Origin of the sequence: Pseudomonas rhodesiae, from assembly GCF_013285305.1 — a bacterium.
In the GTDB taxonomy this organism is placed as follows: domain Bacteria; phylum Pseudomonadota; class Gammaproteobacteria; order Pseudomonadales; family Pseudomonadaceae; genus Aquipseudomonas; species Aquipseudomonas rhodesiae.
In genome coordinates this window covers 1,852,280-1,877,412 of record NZ_CP054205.1, presented here as the reverse complement: position 1 = coordinate 1,877,412, position 25,133 = coordinate 1,852,280, and the positions used below count along the sequence as shown (strand labels likewise).

The following is a 25,133-nucleotide window of genomic DNA, read 5'->3' as shown; positions in this document are numbered from 1 at the left end:
GACGCCCCAATGCGCCTGTCCCGCATTCTGAGCCTGTTGTTAGTGATACTTGCGCCCCCGGCGTTTGCCGACAGCCCGTACCAGGTGGAAATGATCCTGGTGCGTCAGAACGCCGAACCGGTGATCTACAGTCGCGCCGCGCCGGAAACCTGGGATGACGGCGCTGAGCGCCTGGGCGACAAAATGAGCCCGCCGCGCCTGAGCGCTATCGTCGACAAACTGCGTGGCGACGCCAACTACACGGTATTGGCCCATAAGGCCTGGGAGCAGAACCTCGGCGAACAACCGGTGAAAATCGCCATCGCCGAGGGTCAGGAGCAGTTCGGCCAATTCCCCATCGAGGGCGTGCTGAACCTGCAACTGGGCCGCTTCACCGATATCGATGCGGATTTCTGGATCAACCAGTTCGACAGCAACGGCAGCGTGGTCGCCAGCGAACACCTGGCGCAGAAAGACGTGCGCACCAAGAACAACCAGCTTAATTACCTGGATGGCGGCCATTTGGCGCTGCTGATCAAGATCACCTCACTGACCGCCAAACCGCCCAGCGCACCACCGCCCGACCTGCAGGACTGATCCAGCGCCATGCCCCTCACCCCGCCGTTGACCAAGCCCCTGGCCCCTTCGTGGGCCAATCGCTTCAAAGAACAAAGCCTGGAGCGTGGGCGGCGTTATGCGTTGGAAAACCGCGTGCGGATTGTCGAGTCCGGCGACAGCACCATCATCGCCAGTTGCGAAGGCTCGGGCGGCAATGTGTACCGGCAGACCATTTCGCTGCGCGAGTCGGCCAAAGGCGCGCTGCTCCTGGTGGACAGCCGCTGCACCTGCCCCGTACACAGCAACTGCAAACATATCGCGGCTGTGCTGCTCAAGGTTCAAGAAACCCTGGCCTACCCGGCGGCAGCTCAAGACGCCGAGTTGCTGGAAAAACTCCAGGCCGTGCTGGACAACCGCGTGGTCCTGCCGCAAGTGCTGATGGAGGACGTGCAACCGGTGCCGCGCCTGTGGCTGGCCAGCGCCGAGTTCAGCGCATTCGAACCGCGCAACGGCAAGATGCAACGCTATATCCAGCACCGCGCGGCACTGGCGTTCAACTACCTGGGTAACTACGTCAGCGGGCAAAAACACGCTGACATCATCGTGCGTCAAGAAACCCAGAGCCTGCGGATCAAGCGGCACCCGGAGGTGGAACAGGCCTACCGCGAACAGCTGCGCCTGCTGGGTTTCAAAATCGCCACGCGCCAGAGCAAAGCCTTGCCGGAAAGCGCCGGCGAGCTGTTCGAGATGGTCAACGACAGCGCCTGGCTGAATTTCACCCTCAACGACTCGCCGACCCTACGCGCCGAGGGCTGGGAATTGCTGCTCGACGACGATTTCGGCTTCGACCTCAGCGCGGTGGACGACTGGTACGCCACCGTCGATGAAGGCCCGGAACGTGATTGGTTCGACCTTGAGTTGGGGATTATCGTCAATGGCCAGCGACTGAGCCTGTTGCCGATCCTGCTGAACCTGATGCGCTCTCACACCGAAATCCTCAACCCGGAGAAGCTCGCACGGCGCCGCGACGATGAACTGATCCTGGTGAACATCCCCGCCGCGCCCAACGGTGACCATGGCCCCGTGCAGGTGGCGCTGCCCTACGGTCGCTTGAAACCGGTGCTGGCCACCCTTGGTGAGTTCTACCTGCAGGAACCGGGCAGTACTGCGCTGCGCTTGGCCAAGGCCGATGCGGTCCGACTCAACCCGCTGGAAGACCTGCCTCTGCAATGGGAGGGCGGTGACAAAATCCGCAACTTCGCCCAACGCCTGCGGGACATCAAGGACTTCACCTGCGCGGCCCCCGAAGGCTTGAACGCGACGTTGCGCCCTTACCAGTTGGAAGGCTTGAGCTGGATGCAATCGCTGCGGCAATTAGAGGTGGGCGGCATTCTGGCGGATGACATGGGCCTGGGCAAAACCCTACAAACCCTGGCGCATATTCTCAGCGAAAAAAACGCCGGGCGCCTGGACCGGCCCTGCATGGTGGTGATGCCCACCAGTCTGATCCCTAACTGGCTCGATGAAGCAGCGCACTTCACCCCGCAACTGAAAGTACTGGCACTGTACGGTGCCGGACGTAAGAAACATCTCCCAAATTTGCAGGACTATGACCTGCTGCTCACCACCTATGCGCTGCTGCCCAAGGACATCGAGCATCTGGCCACCCTGCCCTTGCATGTGCTGATCCTCGACGAAGCGCAGTACATCAAGAACCCGACCAGCAAGGCCGCCCAGGCGGCACGCGAACTGAACGCACGGCAGCGCCTGTGCCTGAGCGGCACGCCGCTGGAAAACCACTTGGGCGAGCTGTGGTCGCTGTTTCACTTTCTGCTGCCGGGCTGGCTGGGCGATGTGAAAAGCTTTAACCGCGACTACCGCGTGCCCATCGAAAAGCGCGCCAGCGATGTGCGATTGCAGCACCTGAACGGTCGGATCAAGCCGTTTCTACTGCGTCGCACCAAGGAACAGGTGGCTACCGAACTGCCGCCGAAGACCGAGATCATCCACTGGGTCGACCTCAACGAAGCCCAGCGCGACGTGTACGAGACGATGCGTCTGGCCATGGACAAGAAGGTCCGCGACGAGATCACCCGCAAAGGCGTGGCACGCAGCCAGATCATCATCCTTGAGGCGCTGCTCAAGCTGCGCCAAGTGTGCTGCGACCTGCGCCTGATCAACGATGCCACCCTGCCCGCTCGCGGCAGCAGCTCGGGCAAGCTCGACAGTTTGATGGACATGCTCGACGAGCTGTTTGCCGAAGGTCGGCGGATCCTGTTGTTTTCCCAATTCACCTCGATGCTGAGCCTGATCGAAGCCGAGCTGAAAAAACGCGGCATTGCCTACGCACTACTGACCGGGCAGACCCGTGATCGGCGCACGCCGGTCAAGGACTTCCAGAGCGGCAAGCTGCAGATATTTCTGATCAGCCTGAAGGCCGGCGGTGTGGGCCTGAACCTGACAGAAGCCGACACCGTGATCCACTACGATCCCTGGTGGAACCCGGCCACGGAAAACCAGGCCACTGACCGTGCCTATCGCATCGGCCAGGAGAAACCGGTATTCGTCTACAAGATGATTGCGCGCGGCACGGTGGAAGAGAAAATCCAGCACCTGCAAAAGGAAAAATCCGATCTGGCGGCGGGGGTGCTGGATGGACGAACCACGGGTGATTGGCAGTTGGGCAACGAGGATATTGAGGCGTTGTTCGCGCCGTTGCCCAATAAACAGGAGAAGCGTTGACGGAGCGAGGTATCAGTCGATCAACTGGGCTTCGCGTAACGCCGTAAGCGCCGCCAACCAGCGCGGGTCTTGCTTGTACTCCGTTGAAGCCATTGCCTGACCGCGCATGCGCGCGATGCGAGGCGATGGCGTAACCTTCATACGCTGCGCAGCACTTAACGCCAACTCCGCCGCCGCACGATCATTGCACACCAAGCCCATGTCACAACCGGCAGTCAACGCGGCCTCGATACGGCTGGCCGCGTCACCGACCACATGTGCACCGGCCATGGACAAGTCGTCACTGAAAATCACCCCATCGAATTGCAACTCGCCGCGCAGAATGTCTTGCAACCAGCGACGCGAAAAACCGGCAGGCTGGGCGTCCACCTGCGGGTAGATCACGTGGGCCGGCATTACCGCCGCCAACTGCTGGCTCAGACGTGCGAAAGGCACCAGATCATTGGCGCGAATCTGCTCCAGGCTGCGCTCGTCATTAGGAATTGCGACGTGGGAATCGGCCTCAGCCCAGCCGTGGCCTGGGAAATGTTTACCGGTGGCGGCCATACCGGCGCTGTTCATGCCACGGATAAAGGCACCGGCGAGTAAGGCGGCACGCTCGGGGTCGCCCTCGAAGGATCGGGTGCCGACCACAGCGCTGCGTTGGTAATCCAGGTCCAGTACCGGGGCAAAACTGAGGTCAAGGCCAACCGCCAGCACTTCCGTAGCCATGATCCAGCCGCATTGCTCGGCCAGGTATTCAGCGTTGGGGTTGTCCGCGAGCGCTCGCATGGCCGGCAGGCGCACAAAGCCCTGGCGCAGGCGCTGCACGCGGCCGCCCTCTTGGTCGACGGCCAGCAACAGGTCGGGGCGCACCGCGCGAATGGCCGCGCTCAGTTCACGCACCTGGCGCGGATGTTCGATATTGCGCGCGAAAATAATCAGCCCACCCACTTCAGGCTGGCGCAACAAGTGGCGATCCTCAGCCGTGAGCCAGGTACCGGCCACGTCGACCATCAAAGAACCTTGCAGGGCAGCAGTCATAAACCTTCCTTATATAACGCACACAACCCGTTGCGCTCACGGCGCGCGAAGGGCACGGCGAGCACAACGGGTTGCGAATAAATAGCTGAAATCGGCATGGCGGCTAGCTTAGCGGATGCCAATGGCCGCGCACACCCGGGGCAATCAAACCTTGGCGGGAACGGGCACTGTTTTGCTGCGTGGGCGCAGTTGCGCGGCGGCCATGGTTGGGTCGGTCACGCCGGTTTCGGCACGCATACCGGCAGCGAGGAACGGCACCATCAAGCGCATCACTTGCTCAATGGAAGTGTTAACGCCGAAGTCGGTCTCGGCAATCGCGCGCAACGCCTTGATCCCGGACATACTGAACGCCGCTGCGCCGAGCATAAAGTGGACGCGCCAGAACAGTTCAATCGGTGGAATACGTGGGGCAGCTTCGTTGACCAGCAACATATAGCGACGAAATACCTTGCCGTACATGTCTTCCAGGTAACGCCGCAGGTGGCCTTGACTCTGACTGAACGCCAGGCCGAGCAAACGCATAAAGATCGACAGGTCGTTACCGCTACGCGGTTGCACCACCAACGCTTGCTCGACGAGAATCTCCAGCAGCTCTTCAAGACTTGGCTTGTTGTCGGCCTTGGCCTGGCGACGTTCAAGCTCGCGGTCGAGGCTGGCGCAGAAAGGCCCCAGAAAGCGCGAAAACACGGCCTGGATCAGGGCTTTCTTCGAGCCGAAATGGTAATTCACCGCCGCGAGGTTGACCCCGGCCTTGCTGGTAATCAGCCGCAATGAAGTTTCAGCAAATCCTTTTTCCGCGAACAATTGCTCAGCAGCATCGAGAATGCGCTCAACGGTTTCCGACTGGGCCATGGCTACTCCGCCTGACAAACACTTGTTTGAAACATACGTTTCAAGGTGTGTCTTGTCAAGCCTGAGGAGCCGTTTTCCGGCCGGGCAGTCATCTGTGTGCGTGCTATTTAATCACATCCGTATCGGTCTGTAGGTAGCGCTATCCGTGGCTTGTAGGACGGATACCGAATGACCGTCCAGCGGAGTGCCGAAAAAGGATGATTGCCAAGCGCAGTTCACTGTATATAATCCCAGTCACTGTATAAAAAGACAGAGCGATCAACATGCTAAAACTGACGCCACGCCAAGCTGAGATTCTGGCTTTTATCAAGCGCTGCCTCGACGACAACGGCTACCCGCCGACACGAGCCGAAATTGCGCTGGAACTGGGGTTCAAGTCCCCTAACGCCGCCGAAGAACACCTCAAGGCCCTCGCACGCAAAGGCGCCATCGAGATGACCCCCGGTGCTTCGCGGGGCATTCGCATCCCTGGCTTCGAGGCCAAGGCCGACGAGTCTACGCTGCCCATCATCGGCCGTGTCGCCGCCGGTGCGCCGATCCTGGCGCAGCAGCACGTCGAGGAATCCTGCAACATTAATCCGACCTTCTTCCACCCTCGCGCTGATTACCTCTTGCGGGTACACGGCATGAGCATGAAGGACGTCGGTATCTTCGACGGTGATCTGCTGGCCGTCCATACCACCCGCGAAGCCCGTAACGGTCAGATCGTAGTGGCCCGTATCGGCGATGAAGTCACCGTCAAACGCTTCAAGCGCGAAGGCAGCAAGGTCTGGCTACTGGCCGAGAACCCTGAGTTCGCCCCGATTGAAGTGAACCTGAAAGATCAGGATCTGGTGATCGAAGGCTTGAGCGTCGGCGTCATTCGCCGCTAGAGGAGGCACCATGCAGCTCGTACACACCCCACAACACACCCAACTGTCGCTGTTCGAGGCCTTTATGGCCCATCCTCTCGCGCCTATCCTCAAGGAAACGGTCGAAGCGCCCTGGAGCGCCGAACCCGAGGTGTTCAGTGAGCTGTCGTTGCGCGGTGCTGCCGGGAGCTGCCTGAGCCTGCTGGCGCCAATTCTTCGCGAATTGAGCGAGGAACAGGACGCTCGCTGGCTAACGCTGATCGCTCCGCCTGCCAGCCTTACCCAGGCTTGGCTGCGGGACGCCGGCCTCAACCGCGAACGCATCCTGTTGCTTCAACCGCGCGGCGCACAAAGCGCACAACAGCTGACTTGCGAGGCCTTACGCTTGGGCCGAAGCCACACCGTGGTCAGTTGGCTCAACCCATTGAACGCGGCCGCCAAGCAACAACTGGTGAGCGCTGCGCGTGTTGGGGATGCACAGAGCTTGAATATTCGGCTGGGATGAAGGTTTCGCTACGCGGGGGGCCTCAGCAGGGCTCGCTGGGGTGAAGATGCTCTTTATGGTCAGCGAGCGTGTCCCGTATTGGAGCGCTGCTTCGCAGCCGGACGTGGGACAAGCCCGCCGACCACAACAATATCGAACAGCCTGAAAAATCAGTGAAGGACCCGCGGCCCGTCTTCTTTCTCCGGCTCGCCCTCGGCCAGGCGACCAGCCATCTGCACGCCGACGCTCAACATGGCTTTCGCCACTTCCACATGCTGACCTTGCAGAAATGCTTTGGCGTCCTCGGAAAAATCCAAGATAACCAGAGAACCTTCGTCCTCCGCCCGGCGCAGCTCAATTCGGCCGTCAGGCAGTTCAACAATTTCCAGAAAGGACGTCGGCATAAAAGTCTGTTCTCCACGAAAGGCCAGGATTATATCAGTCATCCGCCAAGCCTCGGTGCGGATCTCAGCAGGTTTCTTTACGTCTTGATGAACGGCGTAGTTTAGCGCCACGCCATTGACCTGCGTTCTAGCACTCGCTCAACCCTTCCCGAAAACGCAGTGCCAGTTTTTTCAGTTCCTGGCGCCAGCTCTCCAGCTCTTGCCGGCTCAAAGGTTCGGGCTCCTCGTCTTCCACTGCAACCGCAACAATCAGCGGCTGGGTCACATCGCCCTTGGGCACATGAGGAATGCGCGGCGGCTGGAACATATCGGCATGGGCCTTGAGCAAGCGCGCCAACCAGCTTTCAGGGCTTTGGGCCATTTCCACCAGCTCGGCCAACTCGGGAATGGCCATGGCGTCCAATACTTCGCGGCTCATGATCATCTCTGCCCGCGGAGAACCCGCCTGCGGCAGGCGATAGAACCCTGCTATTTCATGGCACAGGCCCAACAAAGCGCCGTACAGGTGGAATAACGCCGCTTCACGCCCGGCCTGCACCAGCGCGATCGCGTTCATCTCCTTCCCTTCCTCGGCGCGGCCAAGGGCTTCCAGGGATAAACCCGCGAAGTAAATTTTCTGATTGGTACGGGTATAGAGTTCGTGGGCCATAACGGCAGTCTCCACAACGAATTAGGCGTGATGCTGGCTGAATAGTGTCACGGATCAGCCGAATCGACTGCAAGCGCAATCAAGGGCTGCTTATGCAGATCAACACGCTACTTCAGGATCTAAAAGATCCAAATATGGGAGGGGCTTTCCCCTCCGCTATTTGGATCTTCAGCGCATCCGACAGATCAGGCGCCCTGACGCTTGTCCTCGACCTTCCACTTGCCACCTTCATAGAAGGCTTTCCAGCCGGTCGGCTTACCGTCGACCTCGGACTGCACGTACTGCTCCTTGGTCTTGCGGCTGTAGCGAATCACGGCTGGGCGACCATCCGGATCCTTCTTCGGCGCTTCACACAGGAAGTGGTACTTAGGATCGATCTCGTCCTTGTGCGGCACGATTTCCATCACTAACGGCGCACGGGTCTCGCGGTTTTTCGGGAACTGGCTGGCCGCCAGGAACAAGCCAGAGGCACCGTCACGCAGAATGTAGGTGTCGTTGACCTTTTCGCACTTGAGCTCCGGCATTTTCACCGGGTCCATCTTCGGCGGCGCCGCATCGCCGCTCTTGAGCAGTTTGCGGGTGTTCTTGCACGTCGGGTTGGTGCAGCCAAAGAACTTGCCGAAGCGGCCAGTCTTGAGCTGCATCTCGCTGCCGCACTTGTCGCATTCCAGGCTCGGACCTTCGTAGCCCTTGATGCGGTAGGTGCCCTCTTCGATCTCGTAGCCGTTGCAATCGGGGTTGTTACCGCAGATATGCAGCTTGTGCTTCTCATCCAACAGGTAGGCATCCATCGCCGTGCTGCAGATCGGGCAGCGGTGCTTGCCGCGCAGCACCAACGACTCGGACTCACCCTCGTCATCAGCCGCGATTTCATCGCCCGGCACCAGGTTGACCGTGGCCTTGCAGCGCTCTTTCGGCGGCAGGCTGTAGCCCGAGCAACCAAGGAACACACCGGTGGACGCCGTGCGAATCTGCATCGGCCGACCGCAGGTCTGGCACGGGATATCCGTCATCACCGGCTGGTTGGCGCGCATGCCGTTCTCGGGGCTCTCGGCCACCTCGAGCTTCTTCTTGAAGTCTCCGTAGAACTCGTCCAGCACGTTTTTCCAGTCGCGCTCGCCCTGGGCCACGTCGTCGAGATTCTCTTCCATGCCGGCAGTGAAACCGTAATCCATCAGGTTGGAGAAGCTCTCGGAGAGACGCTCGGTAACGATGTCACCCATCTTTTCCGAATAGAAACGACGGTTATGCAGCGCCACATAGCCACGGTCCTGAATGGTGGAAATGATCGCCGCGTAGGTCGAAGGGCGACCGATACCGCGCTTTTCCATCTCCTTGACCAGGCTGGCTTCCGAATAACGCGCCGGCGGCTTGGTGAAGTGCTGGGACGGATCGAGCTTGATCAGCTTCAACGTATCGCCCTGAGCCATGTCCGGCAGCACATCGTCGTCACCAGGCTTGGCGATCTGCGGCATCACGCGGGTGTAGCCGTCGAACTTGAGAATGCGGCCCTTGGCACGCAGCTCGAAGTCGGAGGCCGCCACGGTAACCGTGGTGGACAGGTACTGCGCCGGCAGCATCTGGCAGGCCAGGAACTGGCGCCAGATCAGCTCGTAGAGGCGCTCAGCGTCGCGCTCCATGCCGCTCAGCTTGCTTGGCTCGGTATTGGCGTCGGAAGGACGAATCGCTTCGTGAGCCTCCTGTGCGCCTTCCTTGCTGCTATAGACGTTAGGCTTCTCCGGCAGGTACTTCTTGCCGAACTCGCTTTCGATATAGGTTCGCGCCATGGCGACCGCGTCCACCGACAGGTTGGTGGAGTCGGTACGCATATAAGTGATGTAACCGGCTTCGTACAGACGCTGGGCCATCATCATGGTTTTCTTCACACCGAAGCCCAGGCGGTTGCTCGCGGCCTGTTGCAGGGTGGAGGTGATGAACGGTGCCGACGGCTTACTGCTGGTCGGTTTGTCTTCACGCTTGACGATGCTGTAGCTGGATGCCTTGAGCTTTTCCAGCGCGGCCATGGCCTGGGCTTCGTTCAGCGGCTTGAAGGCTTCGCCTTTCTCGCGGGCCACTTCAAAGCGCACATTGGCGCCCTTGGCGGTACCCAGGTCGGCGTGGACTTCCCAGTACTCTTCAGGGATGAACGCACGAATCTCACGCTCACGCTCCACCACCAGCTTCACCGCAACCGACTGCACACGGCCGGCGGACAGGCCACGGGCGATCTTGGCCCACAGCAGCGGCGAGACCATATAACCCACCACGCGATCGAGGAAACGCCGTGCCTGCTGGGCATTGACGCGGTCGATATCCAACTCGCCCGGCTTGGAGAAGGCTTCCTGGATGGCTTTCTTGGTGATTTCGTTGAACACGACGCGCTTGTAGCGGCTGTCGTCACCGCCGATGGCTTCCCGCAAGTGCCAGGCAATGGCCTCCCCTTCGCGGTCCAAGTCCGTCGCGAGATAGATGGTGTCAGCATCCTTGGCGAGCCGGCGCAGCTCTTCGATGACCTTTTCCTTGCCAGGAAGGATCTCGTACTTGGCCTTCCAGCCATGGTCCGGGTCCACACCCATGCGCGAGACCAGCTGCTTGCGCGCTTTCTCCTTGGGCGTGAGCACCGGACCTTCGCCCGCAGCGGCCTTGCCGCGCTTAGCGGCTGGCTCCTTGCTGGCGCTAGCCGAACCGCTGGTGGGCAGGTCTCGGATATGGCCGATACTCGACTTCACCACGTACTCGTTGCCCAAGTACTTGTTGATGGTCTTGGCCTTAGCCGGGGATTCCACAATGACCAGCGATTTGCCCATGGATCGGAAAATTCCTGAATTCGAGAAGTGAAAGGCAGTTGGCGCCTGACGCGGCAACGCTATATATAGTGGCAACCGGGTGAGGTCAAGCGCAGCATTCTGCGCGGCCTGCGGTTATTGCCCTTTAAGAAGACCGTGTTCGGCCTGGACCAAAGCAAAGCGTGGGACCTGCTCGCCGTCAACCTCGACGCTCTCCAGGAACATGCTCAAGGGGCGCACCCAAAAGCCGTAATCTCCATACAGTGCTTGGTAAAACACTACTTGCTCTTCGGTCTCGGAATGGCGCGCCACGCTGAAAACCCGGTACTGCGGCCCCTTGTAATGCTGATAGAGCCCTGGTGTGACATTCATGCTCTGGCCCCCTTACAAAATTTATTAAAAAAAATATTAAAAAATCCAAAAAACAAAAACCGGGGCACTGGGCCCCGGCTTCCGTCAACCCAACGCTTAGACGCGTTCGAAGACGGTGGAAATGCCTTGGCCGAGACCAATGCACATGGTGGCTACCCCGAGGTTGCCGCCATTTTGCTTCATCACGTTAAGCAGCGTGCCAGAGATCCGCGCACCGGAGCAACCGAATGGGTGGCCCAGGGCAATCGCGCCGCCGTGCAGGTTAACCTTCTCGTTCATCTTGTCGAGCACTTTCAAATCTTTCAACACCGGCAGGGCCTGTGCAGCGAAAGCTTCGTTGAGTTCGAAGAAGTCGATATCGGTGATGGAAAGGCCCGCGCGCTTCAAGGCTTTTTGCGTGGCCGGTACCGGACCGTAGCCCATGATAGCCGGGTCCACGCCGGCCACCGCCATCGAACGGATCACCGCCAAAGGCTGGATCCCGAGGTCTTGGGCGCGTTGCGCCGACATCACGATCATGCACGATGCGCCGTCGGTGATTTGCGACGAAGTACCCGCCGTCACGGTGCCGCCCTTGGGATTGAATGCCGGCTTCAAGGCCGCCAGGCTTTCCAGGGTGGTATCCGGACGAATGGTTTCGTCGTAGTCGAACAGTTTAAGGAAACCGTTCTGGTCATAGCCGTTCATCGGGATGATTTCATCCTTGAACTTGCCTTCCACCGTCGCCTTATGGGCGAGTTGGTGGGAGCGCAGGCCGAATGCGTCCTGGGCTTCACGGGTAATGCCGTGCATCTTGCCGAGCATCTCCGCCGTCAGGCCCATCATGCCCGAGGCTTTGGCCGCGTACAGCGACATGTGCGGGTTCGGATCGACGCCGTGCATCATGCTGACGTGACCCATGTGCTCCACGCCACCGACCACGAACACATCACCGTTACCGGTCATGATCGCCTGGGCGGCAGTGTGCAACGCGCTCATGGACGAACCGCACAGGCGGCTGACGGTCTGGCCGGCCGCAGTGTGGGGGATCTGAGTCATCAGCGACGCCATGCGTGCGATGTTCCAGCCCTGCTCCAAGGTCTGGTTGACGCAGCCCCAGATCACGTCCTCGACTTCGTTCGGGTCGACCTTGGTGTTACGTTCCAGCACTTTGCTGATCAGGTGCGCCGACATGTCTTCGGCGCGGGTGTTGCGGTGCATGCCGCCCTTGGAGCGGCCCATCGGCGTGCGACCGAAGTCGACAATCACGACGTCTCTTGGATTCAAGCTCATAAATATTCTCGCTCTAGTCGTCTGGGCGCTTAACCGAAGAAGCTCTGGCCGTTCTTGGCCATTTCACGCAGCTTCGCGGTCGGGTGGTACAGCGGGCCCAGCTCAGCGTATTGATCAGCCAGGGCAACGAACTCGGCCACACCTATCGAGTCGATGTAACGCAGCGCACCACCACGGAATGGAGGGAAACCAATACCGTACACCAGGCCCATATCGGCTTCGGCGGCGGTCTCGACGATGCCATCTTCCAGGCAACGTACGGTTTCCAGGCACAGGGCGATCATCATCCAGTTGATGATGTCCTCGTCGGACACTTCACGCTGCTCGTACACAATCGGTGCCAGCACTTCGTGCACCGACGGATCGGCCACTTTCTTCTGCTTGCCTTTCTTGTCCGCCTCGTAGGCGTAGAAGCCCTTACCGTTTTTCTGGCCCAGGCGCTTAGCGTCGTACAGGGCGTCGACAGCCGAACGGCGGTCGTCTTTCATGCGGTCCGGGAAGCCTTCAGCCATCACATCGCGGCCATGGTGGCCGGTGTCGATGCCGACCACGTCCATCAGGTACGCCGGGCCCATTGGCCAGCCGAATTTTTCCATGACTTTGTCGATGCGCACGAAGTCCACGCCGGCGCTGACCAACTTGGCGAAACCACCGAAGTAAGGGAACAGCACGCGGTTGACCAGGAAACCCGGGCAGTCGTTGACCACGATCGGGTTCTTGCCCATTTTCTTGGCGTAGGCAACGGTGGTGGCCACGGCATGTTCGCTGGACTTCTCGCCACGGATCACTTCCACCAGCGGCATCATATGTACCGGGTTGAAGAAGTGCATGCCGACGAAGTTTTCCGGACGCTTGAGGGCCTTGGCCAGCAGCGAGATGGAAATGGTCGAGGTGTTGGACGCCAGAATGGTGCCTTCCTTGACCTGCGCTTCCACTTCAGCCAACACGGCCTGCTTGACCTTCGGGTTCTCGACAACCGCTTCGACCACCAGGTCGACGTGACCGAAATCGCCGTAGGACAGCGTAGGACGAATGCCGTTAAGCACTTCAGCCATTTTCGCTGCGGTCATGCGACCTTTATCCACACGACCTACCAGCAGTTTGGCGGCTTCCGCCAGACCCTGCTCGATACCGTGTTCGTTGATGTCTTTCATCAGGATCGGCGTGCCTTTGGACGCCGACTGATAGGCGATGCCGCCGCCCATGATACCGGCGCCGAGTACGGCAGCCTGTTTCACGTCGCTGGCGATTTCATCGTAGGCCTTGGCCTTTTTCTTCAGTTCCTGATCGTTCAGGAACAGGCCGATCAGGCTCTGGGCCGCCGAGGTTTTCGCCAGTTTGACGAAACCGGCCGCTTCCACTTCCAGGGCTTTGTCGCGACCGAAGTTGGCGGCTTTCTGGATGGTCTTGATCGCTTCAACCGGTGCCGGGTAGTTCGGGCCGGCCTGGCCAGCCACGAAACCTTTGGCGGTTTCGAACGACATCATTTGTTCGATGGCGTTGAGCTTGAGCTTTTCCAGCTTGGGCTGACGCTTGGCCTTGTAGTCGAACTCGCCGCTGATGGCACCTTTGATCAGGTTCAGCGCGGCCTCGGCCAGTTTTTCCGGGGCAACCACTGCGTCGACAGCGCCGACTTTCAGGGCGTCTTCGGCTTTGTTTTCCTTACCGGCGGCGATCCACTCGATGGCGTTGTCCGCACCGATCAGGCGCGGCAAACGCACGGTGCCGCCGAAGCCTGGGTAGATGCCCAGTTTCACTTCCGGCAGACCGATTTTTGCGGTGGCCGACATCACGCGGAAGTCAGCGGCCAGGCACATTTCCAGACCACCGCCGAGGGCGATGCCATTGATCGCGGCAACGGTCGGGACGTTGAGGTCTTCGAAATCGCTGAAAATCTTGTTGGCTTCGAGGTTGCCAGCCACCAGCTCGGCATCGGGCAGCTTGAAGTTGTCGACGAATTCGGTGATGTCAGCGCCGACGATGAACACGTCCTTGCCGCTGGAGACGATCACGCCCTTGACCGAAGCATCTGCTTTGATGGTGTCTACGGCCTGACGCAGTTCGTTCAGGGTTAGACGGTTGAACTTGTTGACGGACTCACCCTTGAGGTCGAATTTCAATTCGACGATGCCACTTTCAAGAGCCTTAACCGTGATGGCTTTACCTTCGTAAATCATCAACTGATCTCCACGATATGGAAGCTGAACAGTACACATCGGACGCTGGCCTATGGTTGGACACTGATGGTTAGGTCAATGCTCATGCCAATCCGCCAGGCACACCCGCCAATGCGATAGTCGGGATTATGTATGAACAGTCTGACAGACAAACGCTCAATTCATACGCCCGTTTGATTTGGGTACGCCACCTTCATCCAATTCCGAGCAATTGTCAATCGCTCCAAAGGCTAGGAAAAACGCGACTTTCCAGTCATTTCAGAACCTCAACCATAGGCCCGCGCTTCGTCAATATTCAACTATTCACGAAATCAATAATTTCAGTTATTTGGGAAAGGGCTGTACAGATTGAGAGATACGGCTACGCTAGCGCCAACCGTACAGCGCCAGAAGACAACACCCGGCGCAAGATTCACCGGCCTGCCTGGCCAACTCCAGCCCGATGATGATGTCGGGCTTTTTAATGCCTGTTTGAGTCTGGGCCGCCTGGGTTCAGGCCAGCGCCTTGAGCAACGCGTCGATGTCCTTCAAGACACTGGCATCGCCCTTCTCGCCCCAATACAAGGCAATCATTTGCTTGTCGGCTTCGACTTTGTAGACGTTGGCCGGCAGTGTTGAAAAATGCGGCAACAACTTCTCATCCACGCAGTTTTCCCGCCATTGATTGACCCACACCCCCGGCTCCAGTTGCCAGTAGCTCCAAATGGCCGGCGTGGCGCCGCGTCGTGGCCGGCAGTACTGGGCGCAAGGGCTGGGCGGCTCTTGTTTGAGCCAGTGCGGCCATTCCTGGGGCGCCAATTGCATGGCCAACCCCATGCGGCGAGCCTCCATGCGCAAGGCCATGCGCCCGCTCTGGTGACGCGACGGGCGCAGCCATGCCAGGGGGCTCAATACCACCACAAGGATTGACACCACTATCCAGACCGTCATATGTGTACTCCCGATTTTTCTGATGAGCGGATTTGACCTGACGCAACCCCATCCGCTTGAAACCAGCCATACTTAATTTATTGCAGTCCTCTGGAGGAACGCCTCATGTCATACGAACATATTCTGGTCGCCGTAGATCTGACCGAAGAGTGCGATCCAGTGATCAAGCGCGCCCGGGCTTTCGCGGTCGCCAGCGGCGCCAAACTGTCCCTCGTGCATATCGTCGAACCCATGGCCATGGCCTTCGGCGGCGATGTTCCGATGGACCTGTCCCAACTGCAGCAACAACAGTTCGACCAGGCCAAAGAACGTCTCGACCGCCTGATAGCCAAATACCCGGAAGTGACCAAAGAAAACTCACACCTCACCTACGGCCAGCCGCGCCAGGAAATCCACCATCTCGCCAAGGAGCAGGGCTGTGACCTGATCGTGGTCGGCAGCCATGGCCGTCACGGCCTGGCGCTGCTGCTGGGCTCCACCGCCAATGATGTGCTGCACGGCGCGCCGTGCGATGTGCTGGCGGTGAAGTTGGTAAAAAGCGCCTAGGACCGGTGCAGATCTAATTTGGGAGGGTGCAAGCCCTTCCCCATTTGAACCGCATTTCATATGAAAAAAGCCCGGCGCCCCCATGAGGGCGCCGGGCTTTTTACTGCACCAAGGTCACTCAGGCATCCAGCTCGGCCCAACGTTCGAGCAACGTTTCCAGCTCCTGATTCAACGTCTCCAGAGAAGCAATGACCTTGGCGGTTTCTGCCGCAGGACGCAGGTAGAAACCTGCGTCAGCCATTTGCGCCTCTACTGCAGCGATCTGCTGCTCCTTGGCCTCGATATCCCCCGGCAAAGCTTCCAGCTCGCGCTGTAACTTGTAGCTGAGCTTTTTCTTGGTCGTCGGTGCGGCTTCCTGCGCGGGTGCTGGCGCGGCCACCGGCGTAACCACCGCCGAGTTCAAGTCGGCCTTGCCGGATTTGCTTTCGGTCACGCCCAGCAGACGCGGCGAGCCGCCCTGGCGTAGCCAGTCCTGATAGCCACCGACATATTCGCGCACCTTGCCTTCGCCTTCGAAGACCAGGGTACTGGTCACCACGTTGTCGAGGAATGCCCGGTCGTGGCTGACCATCAGCACGGTGCCGTTGAAGGTCAGCAGCACCTCCTCCAGCAGTTCGAGGGTTTCCACGTCCAGGTCGTTGGTCGGTTCGTCGAGCACCAGCAGGTTCGCCGGTTTGCTGAACAATTTGGCCAGCAGCAGACGCGCACGCTCACCACCGGACAAGGCTTTTACCGGCGTACGCGCACGCTGCGGGCTGAACAGGAAATCACCGAGGTAGCTGAGTACGTGGCGGCTCTGGCCGTCGATATCGATAAAGTCACGGCCTTCGGCCACGTTATCGATCACGGTCTTTTCCAGGTCCAGCTGGTGGCGCAGTTGGTCGAAATAAGCCACATCGATACGCGTGCCTTCGGCCACAGTACCGCTGGTCGGTTGCAGACCGCTGAGCATCAGCTTGAGCAGCGTGGTTTTGCCCGTACCGTTGGCGCCGAGCAGGCCGATCCGGTCGCCGCGCTGCAGGACCATGGAGAAGTCCTTGATCAGGAACGGGCCGTCCGGGTGATGGAAGCTGACGTTCTCCAGCACCATCACTTGCTTGCCCGACTTGTCGGCGGTATCCAGCTGGATATTGGCTTTGCCGGTGCGCTCGCGACGTTCGCTGCGCTCCACGCGCAAGGCTTTCAGCGCCCGTACGCGACCTTCGTTACGGGTGCGACGCGCCTTGATGCCCTGGCGGATCCAGACTTCTTCCTGAGCCAGTTTCTTGTCGAACAAGGCGTTGGCGGTTTCTTCGGCCGCCAGTGCGGCTTCCTTGTGTACCAGGAAGCTGGCGTAGTCGCCGTTCCAGTCGATCAGGCCACCACGGTCCAGTTCGAGGATGCGGGTTGCCAGGTTTTGCAGGAAAGAACGGTCGTGGGTGATAAACAGCACGGCGCCCTGGAAATCCTTCAGGGCCTCTTCCAACCAGGCAATGGCGCCGATGTCCAAGTGGTTGGTCGGTTCGTCGAGCAGCAGCAGATCCGGTTCGGACACCAGCGCCTGGGCCAGCAACACCCGGCGACGCCAGCCGCCGGATAATTCGGCGAGGGTCTTGTCGGCCGGCAGTTGCAGGCGGCTCAGGGTGCTGTCCACCAGCTGCTGCAAGCGCCAGCCATCACGGGCTTCGAGGTCTTGCTGGACGTGCATCAGCTTGTCCAGGTCTTCCTCGGTGACGCAGTTCTGCGCCAGATGATGGTACTCGGCGAGCAGTGCGCCGACGCCGTCCAGGCCTTCGGCAACCACGTCGAACACTGTCCGTCCGTCGGCCACCGGCAATTCCTGGGGCAATTCGCCGATCTTCAGGCCCGGGGCGCGCCACACGGAGCCGTCGTCGGGCTTCTGATCGCCTTTGACCAGCTTCATCATGCTGGACTTGCCGGTGCCGTTGCGGCCGATGATGCACACCCGCTCACCACGGGCGATCTGCCAGGACACCTTGTCCAACAACGGCATAGCGCCGAAAGCAAGGGACACATCGCTGAATTTGAGCAGGGTCATACGCTTCTCCAAAAACTGGGCGCGCATTCTACCTGAGTTGAGGGTGGGATGCGGCTGGCATTTTCGTTGTTGACACGTTCTGTAGGACATTTGCAGCGAACTTGCAGGAACCATCCTGCAAAGCTTTCACGGGCCGCTGGCAAAAGGCTAAGCTAGGGGCAATCAGCGTCGGCGGTGCCGGTGCTAGTCGTGATTTCTCTGCACGGACGTCTCATGCGCAGTCGCCTTTTCAACTTTTTATCCTGTCTGCTTCTTTCCGCCACCGCCGTTCAATCCGCCCAGGCTGTGGACCTCACCACTCAACGTCAATATTACGATGAGGCCAAGCGCGCTCTGGCCAAGGGCGATACCGGCCCGTACATGCAATACAGCCAGGCCCTGGCCGATTATCCACTGACGCCGTACCTGGCCTACGACGAGCTGACCGCACGCCTGAAGAGCGCCAGCAACGAAGAAATCGAACAATTCCTCGCCAAGAACGGCGACCTGCCCCAGGCCAACTGGATGAAACTGCGCTGGTTGCGCTGGCTGGCCGAGCGTGGTGACTGGCAGACCTTTGAAAAGTACTACGACCCCAAGCTCAATTTCGTCGAGCTGGACTGCCTGCACGGCCAATACCAACTCACTCACAACCTGAAAGCGGAAGGCTACAAAACCGCCGAAAAACTCTGGATGACCGGCAAATCCCAACCGGCCGCGTGTGATGCCACCTTTGGCCAGTGGGCCGCCGACGGCCAACTCACCGAACAGAAAATCTGGGACCGCGCCAAGCTCGCCGCCGAAGCGCGCAATTACGCGCTGGCCAACAGCCTGGTAAAAACCCTGCCGACCCTGGGCGCCCAAGGCCGTTTGATGGTGGACGTGGCACAGAAGCCCGACATGCTCAGTGACCCGTCGCGCTTCCTGCCGGCCACCGAGGCGATGTCCGACGCCGTGGGCTTGGGCCTGCGTCGCCTGGCCCGCCAGGACCCGGACAAGGCCATGGCGCTGCTCGATGGCTATGCCAGCAGCATGCACTTCTCCCGTGACGAAAAAGTGGCGATCGCCCGCGAAATAGGCCTGACCCTGGCCAAACGCTTCGACCCGCGCGCCCTTGAGGTGATGACCAAATACGACCCGGAACTGCGCGACAATACGGTCTCCGAATGGCGCCTGCGCCTACTGTTGCGCCTGGCGCGCTGGGAAGATGCCTACAAGCTGACCCGCAAACTCCCGCAAGACCTGGCCACCAGCAACCGCTGGCGCTACTGGCAGGCCCGCAGTCTGGAATTGGCCGAGCCGAAAAACCCGCAAGCGTTGGTGCTGTACAAAAACCTCGCCCAGGAACGGGACTTTTATGGCTTCCTGGCCGCCGACCGTTCCAAAGCGCCTTATCAGTTGAAAAACAAGCCGCTGCTGATGAGCCAGGCGCTGGTTAACAAGGTGCGCAATACGCCTGGCGTGCGCCGTGCCCTGGAGTTCTACGCGCGCGGGCAAATCGTCGACGGCCGCCGCGAGTGGTATCACGTCAGCCGTCACTTCAACCGTGACGAGATGGTCGCCCAAGCCAAACTGGCCTACGACATGAAATGGTACTTCCCGGCCATCCGCACCATCAGCCAAGCCCAGTACTGGGATGACTTGGATATTCGTTTCCCGATGGCCCACCGCGACACCCTGGTGCGCGAAGCCAAGGTACGCGGGCTGCATTCAAGCTGGGTGTTCGCTATTACCCGCCAGGAAAGCGCCTTTATGGACGACGCCCGTTCCGGCGTCGGAGCCAGCGGCCTGATGCAACTGATGCCCGGCACCGCCAAGGACACCGCGCGCAAATTCAGCATTCCGCTGGCCTCCCCGTCTCAGGTGCTGGACCCGGACAAGAATATCCAACTGGGCGCCGCTTACCTGAGCCAAGTGCACAGCCAGTTCAACGGCAACCGCGTGCTCGCCTCCGCCGCCTACAACGCCGGCCCCGGCCGCGTACGCCAGTGGCTGCGCGGGGCCGACCACTTGAGTTTCGACGTGTGGGTGGAGAGCATCCCGTTCGACGAAACCCGACAATACGTACAGAACGTGCTGTCTTATTCGGTGATCTACGGGCAGAAGCTCAACTCACCACAGCCATTGGTGGATTGGCATGAGCGGTATTTTGATGATCAGTGAAGGCTGAAGCAGTTACCCGCTCAAGCGTAAAGATAAGTGCCCGTATTGGAAGATACGGGCATTTTTTATGGAGTGTGGATTCCACCTGTGGAATGGGAGCTGATCACCGCTAACAATCGCCTAGCTGGCCGATTCTTCCCCATTGCTGAACTGCAACGCCGCCAACCGCGCATACAGCGGGTTACTCGCGATCAACTGCTGATGGGTGCCCACCGCCATCAGTTTTCCTTGATCCATCACGGCAATTCGATCGGCGTTCTTCACCGTGGCCAGCCGGTGGGCGATGACCAGGGTAGTGCGCCCTTGCATAAGTTGCGGCAGGGCCTGTTGGATCAGGTGTTCGCTCTGGGCATCGAGGGCGCTGGTGGCTTCGTCCAGCAGCAGGATCGGCGCGTCCACCAAGAGCGCGCGGGCGATGGCCAGGCGTTGGCGTTGGCCGCCGGAAAGGCCCTGACCGCCATCACCGAGGTGCGTCTGGTACCCGTCGGGCATTTGCAGAATGAAGTCGTGGGCGTGGGCAATGCGCGCAGCGGCTTCGACTTGCTCGCGTGTGGCATTCGGGTTGCCGTAGCGGATGTTCTCTTCGACGCTGCCGAAAAACAGCGCGGGGCTCTGGGACACCAGGGCGAAGTGGCGGCGCAGGTCCATGGGGTCGAGGGCGGTCAGCGGCTGGCCTTCGAGCAGGATGCGGCCTTGCTGGGGATCGTAGAAGCGCAACAATAGATCGAAAATCGTCGACTTGCCCGCGCCGGACGGCCCGACCAGTGCCAAGGTCTCGCCAGGATTGATCGTCAGCGTCAGGCCATCGATGGCGTAGCTGTCCGGCCGCGACGGGTAGGAAAAACGCAGGTCTTGCAGTTCCATGCGGCCGCTGACCCGCTCGGGCAGCGGCACGCTGCCAGCAGCCGGCGCTTGGATCTGGTTGGTCGACTGTAACAACTCGGCGATGCGCTCCGCCGCACCGGCGGCGCGCTGCAGTTCGCCGAGCACCTCGCTCAGCGTGCCGACGGCGCTGCCGACGATCAGGCTGTAGAACACGAATGCCGCCAGCTCACCACCGGAAATGCGCCCGTTGATAACGTCCATGCCGCCCACCCACAGCATCACTCCCACCGCGCCGAGCACCAGCATGATCACCAGGGTAATCAGCCAGGCTCGCTGGGCGATGCGTTTACGCGCAGTACTGAACGCCTGTTCGACGGTGACGGCAAAGCGCTGCTCGTCCTGCACTTGATGGTTGTAGGCCTGCACGGTCTTGATCTGGCCAAGGGTCTCGGCCACATAGCTGCCCACATCGGCAATGCGGTCCTGGCTCTGGCGCGACAAACTGCGCACCCGACGGCCAAAGATCAGAATCGGCGCCAGCACCAGCGGCAGCGCCACCACCACAATGCTGGTGAGTTTGGGGTTAGTGACAAACAACAGCACGATGCCGCCGATCACCATCAACCCATTGCGCAGGAACAGCGACAGCGATGAACCGATTACCGACTGCAACAGAGTGGTGTCGGTGGTCAGGCGCGACTGGATTTCCGAGCTGCGGTTGTTTTCATAGAACCCAGGGTGCAGATAGATCAAGTGGTTGAACACCTGCCGCCGGATATCCGCCACCACCCGCTCGCCGATCCACGACACCAGGTAGAAGCGCGCAAAGGTGCCGACCGCCAGGCCCAGCACCAACACCATAAACAGGCCGATGGACTGGTTGAGCAGGTGCGGCGACTGGGTCATGAAGCCTTGATCCACCAACAGGCGAATGCCCTGCCCCATGGACAAGGTGATGCCGGCGGTGACGATCAGCGCCACCAGGGCACCCAGCGACTGCCAACGGTAGGGCGCGATGAAGCGGCTGGCCAGGCGAATCGCACGGCGTTGACGGACTGAGAGCATGGAAGGCATCACCGGTAAGGAATCTGTAGTTCAACATTGGGGGAACTTGGGCAAATAACAATGAGTCCAGTTAATTATGCCCGTCGATGCTGGCCACTAGAGGCTATCGGTCTAACGCCCGGCTGGAAATCCTTGGCGGTTTCTGTTGGAGTGGACGTTCGAACCGGTGATCTTGTAAGGAGTTGTAATAGCTCGGTCACGCGGGGGATTTAGAGTAGGTACACAACCTGATGAGGAGACAGGCCATGACCTTGCAACACAGCAGCGATGCCAAAATCGAAGTAATCCGCCAGCCGCAGCAGCTGCCGTGCTGGTATGTCGATGCCGATGGCAACGATGTGCAGATTACCGAAGAGATGATCCAGCAAGCCTGCAGCGCGCTGGAGCAGCGACTGGTCAAGCCTGCCAAGCAAGGCTGAAGCGCCCACGCTCTTTCAAACCCGGCCCCGGTGGCCGGGTTTTTTATGCGTGGTGTTCCTACAAGGCTTCGGCACCGAGGGCAGTGACCAACTTGGCCAGCGCCGCCGACTCCCCGTTGATCCGCACTTTCAAACCCTCGATCTCGCGGCGCTCCGGGTAGTGCTTGCGCAGCCGGTCAAAGGCCACGCGTTGCTCTTGCACGGTGCCGACAAGGCTGCGGCGAAAATCCGCATCGTCACGGCGCGGGTCGTACACGCTGCGGCACACAGTCGCCAGGGCCCAGGCAGGGTCCGTCGCGGCGTTCAAATGCACTTCGGCCAACCACGGTGGCGGCAGCAAATCACTCAGTTGGATACTCGGCACCTGCCCCAGATAGGCGCAAAACGCTTGATAGATCTGCGCCGTGCCGCGCTGTTTGCCGTCCAGGCTGTAACCGGCGATATGCGGCGTGGCCAGCACGCACAGATCGGCCAGTGCCACATCGACCTCAGGCTCGCCCTCCCACACATCGAGCACGGCTTGCAGATCTTCGCGTTCCAGCAGCACCTCGCGCAGCGCGGCGTTATCCACCACCGGACCGCGGCTGGCATTGATCAGCCACGCGCCGTGCTTGAGCTGGTTGAGGCGCTGACGGTCGAACAAGTGCCAGGTTGCAGCGTTGCCGGACTTGATCAACGGCGTGTGCAAGCTGATCACATCGCACTGCTCAATGATCTGCCCCAGGCTGACGTAATCACCGTCTTCGGCAATCTGGCGCGGCGGGTCGCACACCAGCACGTTCCAGCCCAGGCCCTTGAGCACCTGAACCAACCGCCCGCCCACTTCACCGGCGCCGACCACGCCATAGGTGCGCCGGGTGAGGTCCACCCCTTCGATCTCGGCCAGGGTCTGCAGGCTACCCAGCACATAATCCACCACGCCGCGGGCGTTGCAACCGGGGGCGCTGGCCCACTGGATACCGGCCTGCTTGAAGTAATCCAGGTCCAAATGGTCGGTGCCGATGGTGCAGGTGCCGACAAAACGCACCGACGAGCCCTCAAGCAAGGCGCGGTTGACGTTGGTCACCGAGCGCACCAACAGCACGTCGGCCTGCTCGACGGTCGCACGGTCGATGGAACGGCCCGGCACTCGGCGAATCTCGCCGAACCCTTGGAAGAACGCGTCGAGCAGCGGGATATTTTCGTCGGCAACAATCAACATGGCAGGCTCCTTTGGCGGACAGGCAGTGTACAGGGATCGCGGGCCTCGCTTACAAATCCCTAACACAGCTTTTTTCCTGACCATTGCGTCAAGGCGTAGAATCCGCCGTCCTTGCGCACCTTTCGACTGGACACCCGTACGTGAACACTGCCACCGCTCCCCTCACCCGCCCCGCCCGCATCAGCCGGGAGGTGCGCGATCTGTTGACGCTCGCGCTGCCGATCATGATCGGCCAACTGGCGACCACCGCCATGAGCTTTGTCGACGCGGTGATGGCCGGACGCGTCAGCCCCCAGGATCTGGCGGCGGTGGGCCTGGGTAATTCGATCTGGATTCCGGTGTACCTGCTGATGACCGGCACACTGCTGGCCACCACGCCGAAAGTCGCACAGAGTTACGGCGCCGGTCAGTTCAGCGAGATCGGGCCGTTGGTCCGTCAGTCATTGTGGTTGGCGGTGGTCGTCGGGGCCATCGGCGCATTATTGCTGCTGTGCGCCGAACCGATTTTGCATGCCATGAAGGTGGAACCCGACCTGATCGCGCCATCCATGGGTTACCTGCACGGCATCGCCGCGGGCATGCCGGCGGTGGCGTTGTATTACGTGTTGCGCTGTTTCAGCGACGGCCTGGGCCGCACCCGGCCAAGCATGGTTATGGGCCTGATCGGCCTGGCGCTGAATATTCCGCTGAACTACATCTTCATCTACGGCCATTTTGGCGTGCCGGCCATGGGCGGCGTAGGTTGCGGCTGGGCCACGGCCATTGCGATGTGGGTGATGATGCTCGGCCTAGCCGGCTGGACGCGCTGGGGCGCCGCCTACCAGAGCAGCGAGTTGTTCAAACGCTTCGATTGGCCGCAATGGGCAGTGATCAAACGCGTGCTGGGCATTGGCCTGCCGATTGGCGTGGCGATCTTTGCCGAATCGAGCATCTTCGCGGTAATCGCCCTGCTGCTCGGCAGCCTGGGCGCCACGGTGGTGTCGGGGCATCAGATCGCGCTGAACGTCAGTTCCCTGGTGTTTATGATCCCCTACTCCCTGAGCATGGCGGTCACCGTGCGCGTCGGCCAGGCCCTGGGGCGTGGCGAGCCGCGTGAAGCGCGCTTCGCCGCCGGGGTCGGCATGGGCACGGCGCTGGCGTATGCGTGCCTGTCCTGCAGTTTGATGCTGCTGTTTCGCGAACAGATCGCAAGCATTTACACCCCGGACCCGGTGGTAATCCATCTGGCGTCTACCTTGATTGTGTTCTCGGCGCTGTTCCAGTTCTCAGACTCGATCCAAGTTACCGCCGCCGGTGCGCTGCGCGGCTACCAAGACACGCGGGTGACCATGGTGCTGACCCTGTTTGCCTATTGGGGCGTGGGATTGCCGGTGGGCTATGCCCTGGGGCTGACCCACTGGCTCGGCGAACCCAGCGGCCCGAGCGGCTTGTGGCAAGGGTTGATCGTGGGTCTGAGTTGTGCGGCGGGGATGTTGCTGGTGCGCCTGGCGCGTAGCGCGCGCCGGCGCATTCGGGCCGACAAGCTACGGGGTTAATCGGCTTTTTTGCGAATCCAGTACAGGTAGGTGCCGGCCTGCTCCTGCTGCTCCACCAGTTCGTGGTCCAGAAACACACAGAACTTGGGGATATCGCGACGGGTCGACGGGTCGGTCGCAATCACCTTGAGCAAGCCGCCTGCCGGCAAGTCGCGAATGTGCTGGTGCAGCATCATCACCGGTTCCGGGCAGTTGAGGCCGGTGGCGTCGAGGGTGGCGTCGACGGGCAATTCAAGACTCATATTTCACTCCTAAAACCAGCTCGATTTCCTGCGGGAGCGAG

At 60.4% G+C, this 25,133-nt stretch carries 21 protein-coding genes; 8 read left to right on the top strand and 13 right to left on the bottom strand.

The window, feature by feature from the left end; genetic code table 11:
• Positions 1–9: 9 nt before the first annotated feature.
• Together HRH33_RS08475 and HRH33_RS08470 are read left to right on the top strand one after the other, a co-directional pair.
• Positions 10–576: a CsiV family protein gene (locus HRH33_RS08475; RefSeq protein WP_034137407.1), complete on the top strand. Its 567-nt coding sequence runs from the start codon at positions 10–12 to the stop codon at positions 574–576.
• 9 nt (positions 577–585) lie between these two features.
• Positions 586–3,279, top strand: coding sequence for a DEAD/DEAH box helicase (locus HRH33_RS08470; protein WP_167416525.1), 2,694 nt, complete (start codon positions 586–588; stop codon positions 3,277–3,279).
• 12 nt (positions 3,280–3,291) lie between these two features.
• On the opposite strand, the gene nagZ is transcribed toward HRH33_RS08470, so the two are convergent.
• Both nagZ and HRH33_RS08460 read right to left on the bottom strand, forming a co-directional pair.
• Positions 3,292–4,302, bottom strand: a complete 1,011-nt coding sequence (gene nagZ, locus HRH33_RS08465) for a beta-N-acetylhexosaminidase (RefSeq protein WP_034112459.1) — start codon at positions 4,300–4,302, stop codon at positions 3,292–3,294.
• 144 nt (positions 4,303–4,446) lie between these two features.
• Entirely contained in the window at positions 4,447–5,154 is a 708-nt protein-coding gene (locus HRH33_RS08460; protein ID WP_034137405.1) for a TetR/AcrR family transcriptional regulator, read from the bottom strand.
• 263 nt (positions 5,155–5,417) lie between these two features.
• On the opposite strand from HRH33_RS08460, the gene lexA reads away from it, so the two are divergent.
• A complete protein-coding gene (lexA, locus tag HRH33_RS08455) occupies positions 5,418–6,026 on the top strand; it encodes a transcriptional repressor LexA (RefSeq protein ID WP_003172575.1) in 609 nt (202 codons plus the stop codon).
• Positions 6,027–6,036: 10 nt separating this feature from the next.
• A complete protein-coding gene (gene sulA, locus HRH33_RS08450) occupies positions 6,037–6,510 on the top strand; it encodes an SOS-induced cell division inhibitor SulA (protein ID WP_034137404.1) in 474 nt (157 codons plus the stop codon).
• A gap of 149 nt (positions 6,511–6,659) precedes the next feature.
• Here sulA and HRH33_RS08445 read toward each other — a convergent pair whose 3' ends face one another.
• The 7 genes from HRH33_RS08445 to HRH33_RS08415 form a co-directional block, all read right to left on the bottom strand.
• On the bottom strand, positions 6,660–6,893 hold the full coding sequence (locus HRH33_RS08445; protein ID WP_017254451.1) for a hypothetical protein: 234 nt from the start codon (positions 6,891–6,893) through the stop codon (positions 6,660–6,662).
• Positions 6,894–7,020: 127 nt separating this feature from the next.
• Complete coding sequence (locus HRH33_RS08440; protein ID WP_034137403.1) at positions 7,021–7,542, bottom strand: DUF6586 family protein; 522 nt, start codon at positions 7,540–7,542, stop codon at positions 7,021–7,023.
• 185 nt (positions 7,543–7,727) lie between these two features.
• Positions 7,728–10,349 (bottom strand): type I DNA topoisomerase, encoded by a 2,622-nt coding sequence (gene topA, locus HRH33_RS08435; protein ID WP_034096476.1) that lies wholly within the window; start codon positions 10,347–10,349, stop codon positions 7,728–7,730.
• 114 nt (positions 10,350–10,463) lie between these two features.
• Entirely contained in the window at positions 10,464–10,700 is a 237-nt protein-coding gene (locus tag HRH33_RS08430; protein WP_034137402.1) for a DUF1653 domain-containing protein, read from the bottom strand.
• 96 nt (positions 10,701–10,796) lie between these two features.
• Positions 10,797–11,972 (bottom strand): acetyl-CoA C-acyltransferase FadA, encoded by a 1,176-nt coding sequence (fadA, locus tag HRH33_RS08425; RefSeq protein WP_167416524.1) that lies wholly within the window; start codon positions 11,970–11,972, stop codon positions 10,797–10,799.
• Positions 11,973–12,001: 29 nt separating this feature from the next.
• Positions 12,002–14,149 (bottom strand): fatty acid oxidation complex subunit alpha FadB, encoded by a 2,148-nt coding sequence (gene fadB / locus HRH33_RS08420; protein ID WP_034096473.1) that lies wholly within the window; start codon positions 14,147–14,149, stop codon positions 12,002–12,004.
• 492 nt (positions 14,150–14,641) lie between these two features.
• Entirely contained in the window at positions 14,642–15,079 is a 438-nt protein-coding gene (locus tag HRH33_RS08415) for a hypothetical protein (protein ID WP_034096472.1), read from the bottom strand.
• 105 nt (positions 15,080–15,184) lie between these two features.
• On the opposite strand from HRH33_RS08415, the gene HRH33_RS08410 reads away from it, so the two are divergent.
• Positions 15,185–15,625, top strand: coding sequence for a universal stress protein (locus HRH33_RS08410; RefSeq protein WP_034096471.1), 441 nt, complete (start codon positions 15,185–15,187; stop codon positions 15,623–15,625).
• 118 nt (positions 15,626–15,743) lie between these two features.
• On the opposite strand, the gene HRH33_RS08405 is transcribed toward HRH33_RS08410, so the two are convergent.
• Positions 15,744–17,663 (bottom strand): ATP-binding cassette domain-containing protein, encoded by a 1,920-nt coding sequence (locus HRH33_RS08405; RefSeq protein WP_167416523.1) that lies wholly within the window; start codon positions 17,661–17,663, stop codon positions 15,744–15,746.
• 213 nt (positions 17,664–17,876) lie between these two features.
• Here HRH33_RS08405 and HRH33_RS08400 point away from each other — a divergent pair, with 213 nt between their 5' ends.
• Entirely contained in the window at positions 17,877–19,805 is a 1,929-nt protein-coding gene (locus HRH33_RS08400; protein WP_167416522.1) for a transglycosylase SLT domain-containing protein, read from the top strand.
• A gap of 120 nt (positions 19,806–19,925) precedes the next feature.
• Here HRH33_RS08400 and HRH33_RS08395 read toward each other — a convergent pair whose 3' ends face one another.
• Entirely contained in the window at positions 19,926–21,704 is a 1,779-nt protein-coding gene (locus HRH33_RS08395) for an ABC transporter transmembrane domain-containing protein (protein WP_167416578.1), read from the bottom strand.
• 236 nt (positions 21,705–21,940) lie between these two features.
• On the opposite strand from HRH33_RS08395, the gene HRH33_RS08390 reads away from it, so the two are divergent.
• Positions 21,941–22,114 (top strand): PA1571 family protein, encoded by a 174-nt coding sequence (locus HRH33_RS08390; protein WP_034096467.1) that lies wholly within the window; start codon positions 21,941–21,943, stop codon positions 22,112–22,114.
• Positions 22,115–22,172: 58 nt separating this feature from the next.
• Here the strand turns inward: HRH33_RS08390 and pdxB are convergent, their stop codons facing one another.
• Positions 22,173–23,315: a 4-phosphoerythronate dehydrogenase PdxB gene (gene pdxB, locus HRH33_RS08385; RefSeq protein WP_167416521.1), complete on the bottom strand. Its 1,143-nt coding sequence runs from the start codon at positions 23,313–23,315 to the stop codon at positions 22,173–22,175.
• Between the two features lie 140 nt (positions 23,316–23,455).
• On the opposite strand from pdxB, the gene HRH33_RS08380 reads away from it, so the two are divergent.
• Positions 23,456–24,850 carry an MATE family efflux transporter gene (locus tag HRH33_RS08380; RefSeq protein WP_173603383.1) on the top strand — a complete coding sequence of 465 codons (1,395 nt, stop codon included), beginning with the start codon at positions 23,456–23,458 and terminating at the stop codon, positions 24,848–24,850.
• Here HRH33_RS08380 and tusA read toward each other — a convergent pair.
• The gene (gene tusA / locus HRH33_RS08375; protein ID WP_034096464.1) at positions 24,847–25,092 is read right to left on the bottom strand and encodes a sulfurtransferase TusA; all 246 of its coding nucleotides are present in this window, start codon (positions 25,090–25,092) and stop codon (positions 24,847–24,849) included. The genes HRH33_RS08380 and tusA overlap by 4 nt on opposite strands.
• Positions 25,093–25,133 lie beyond the last annotated feature (41 nt).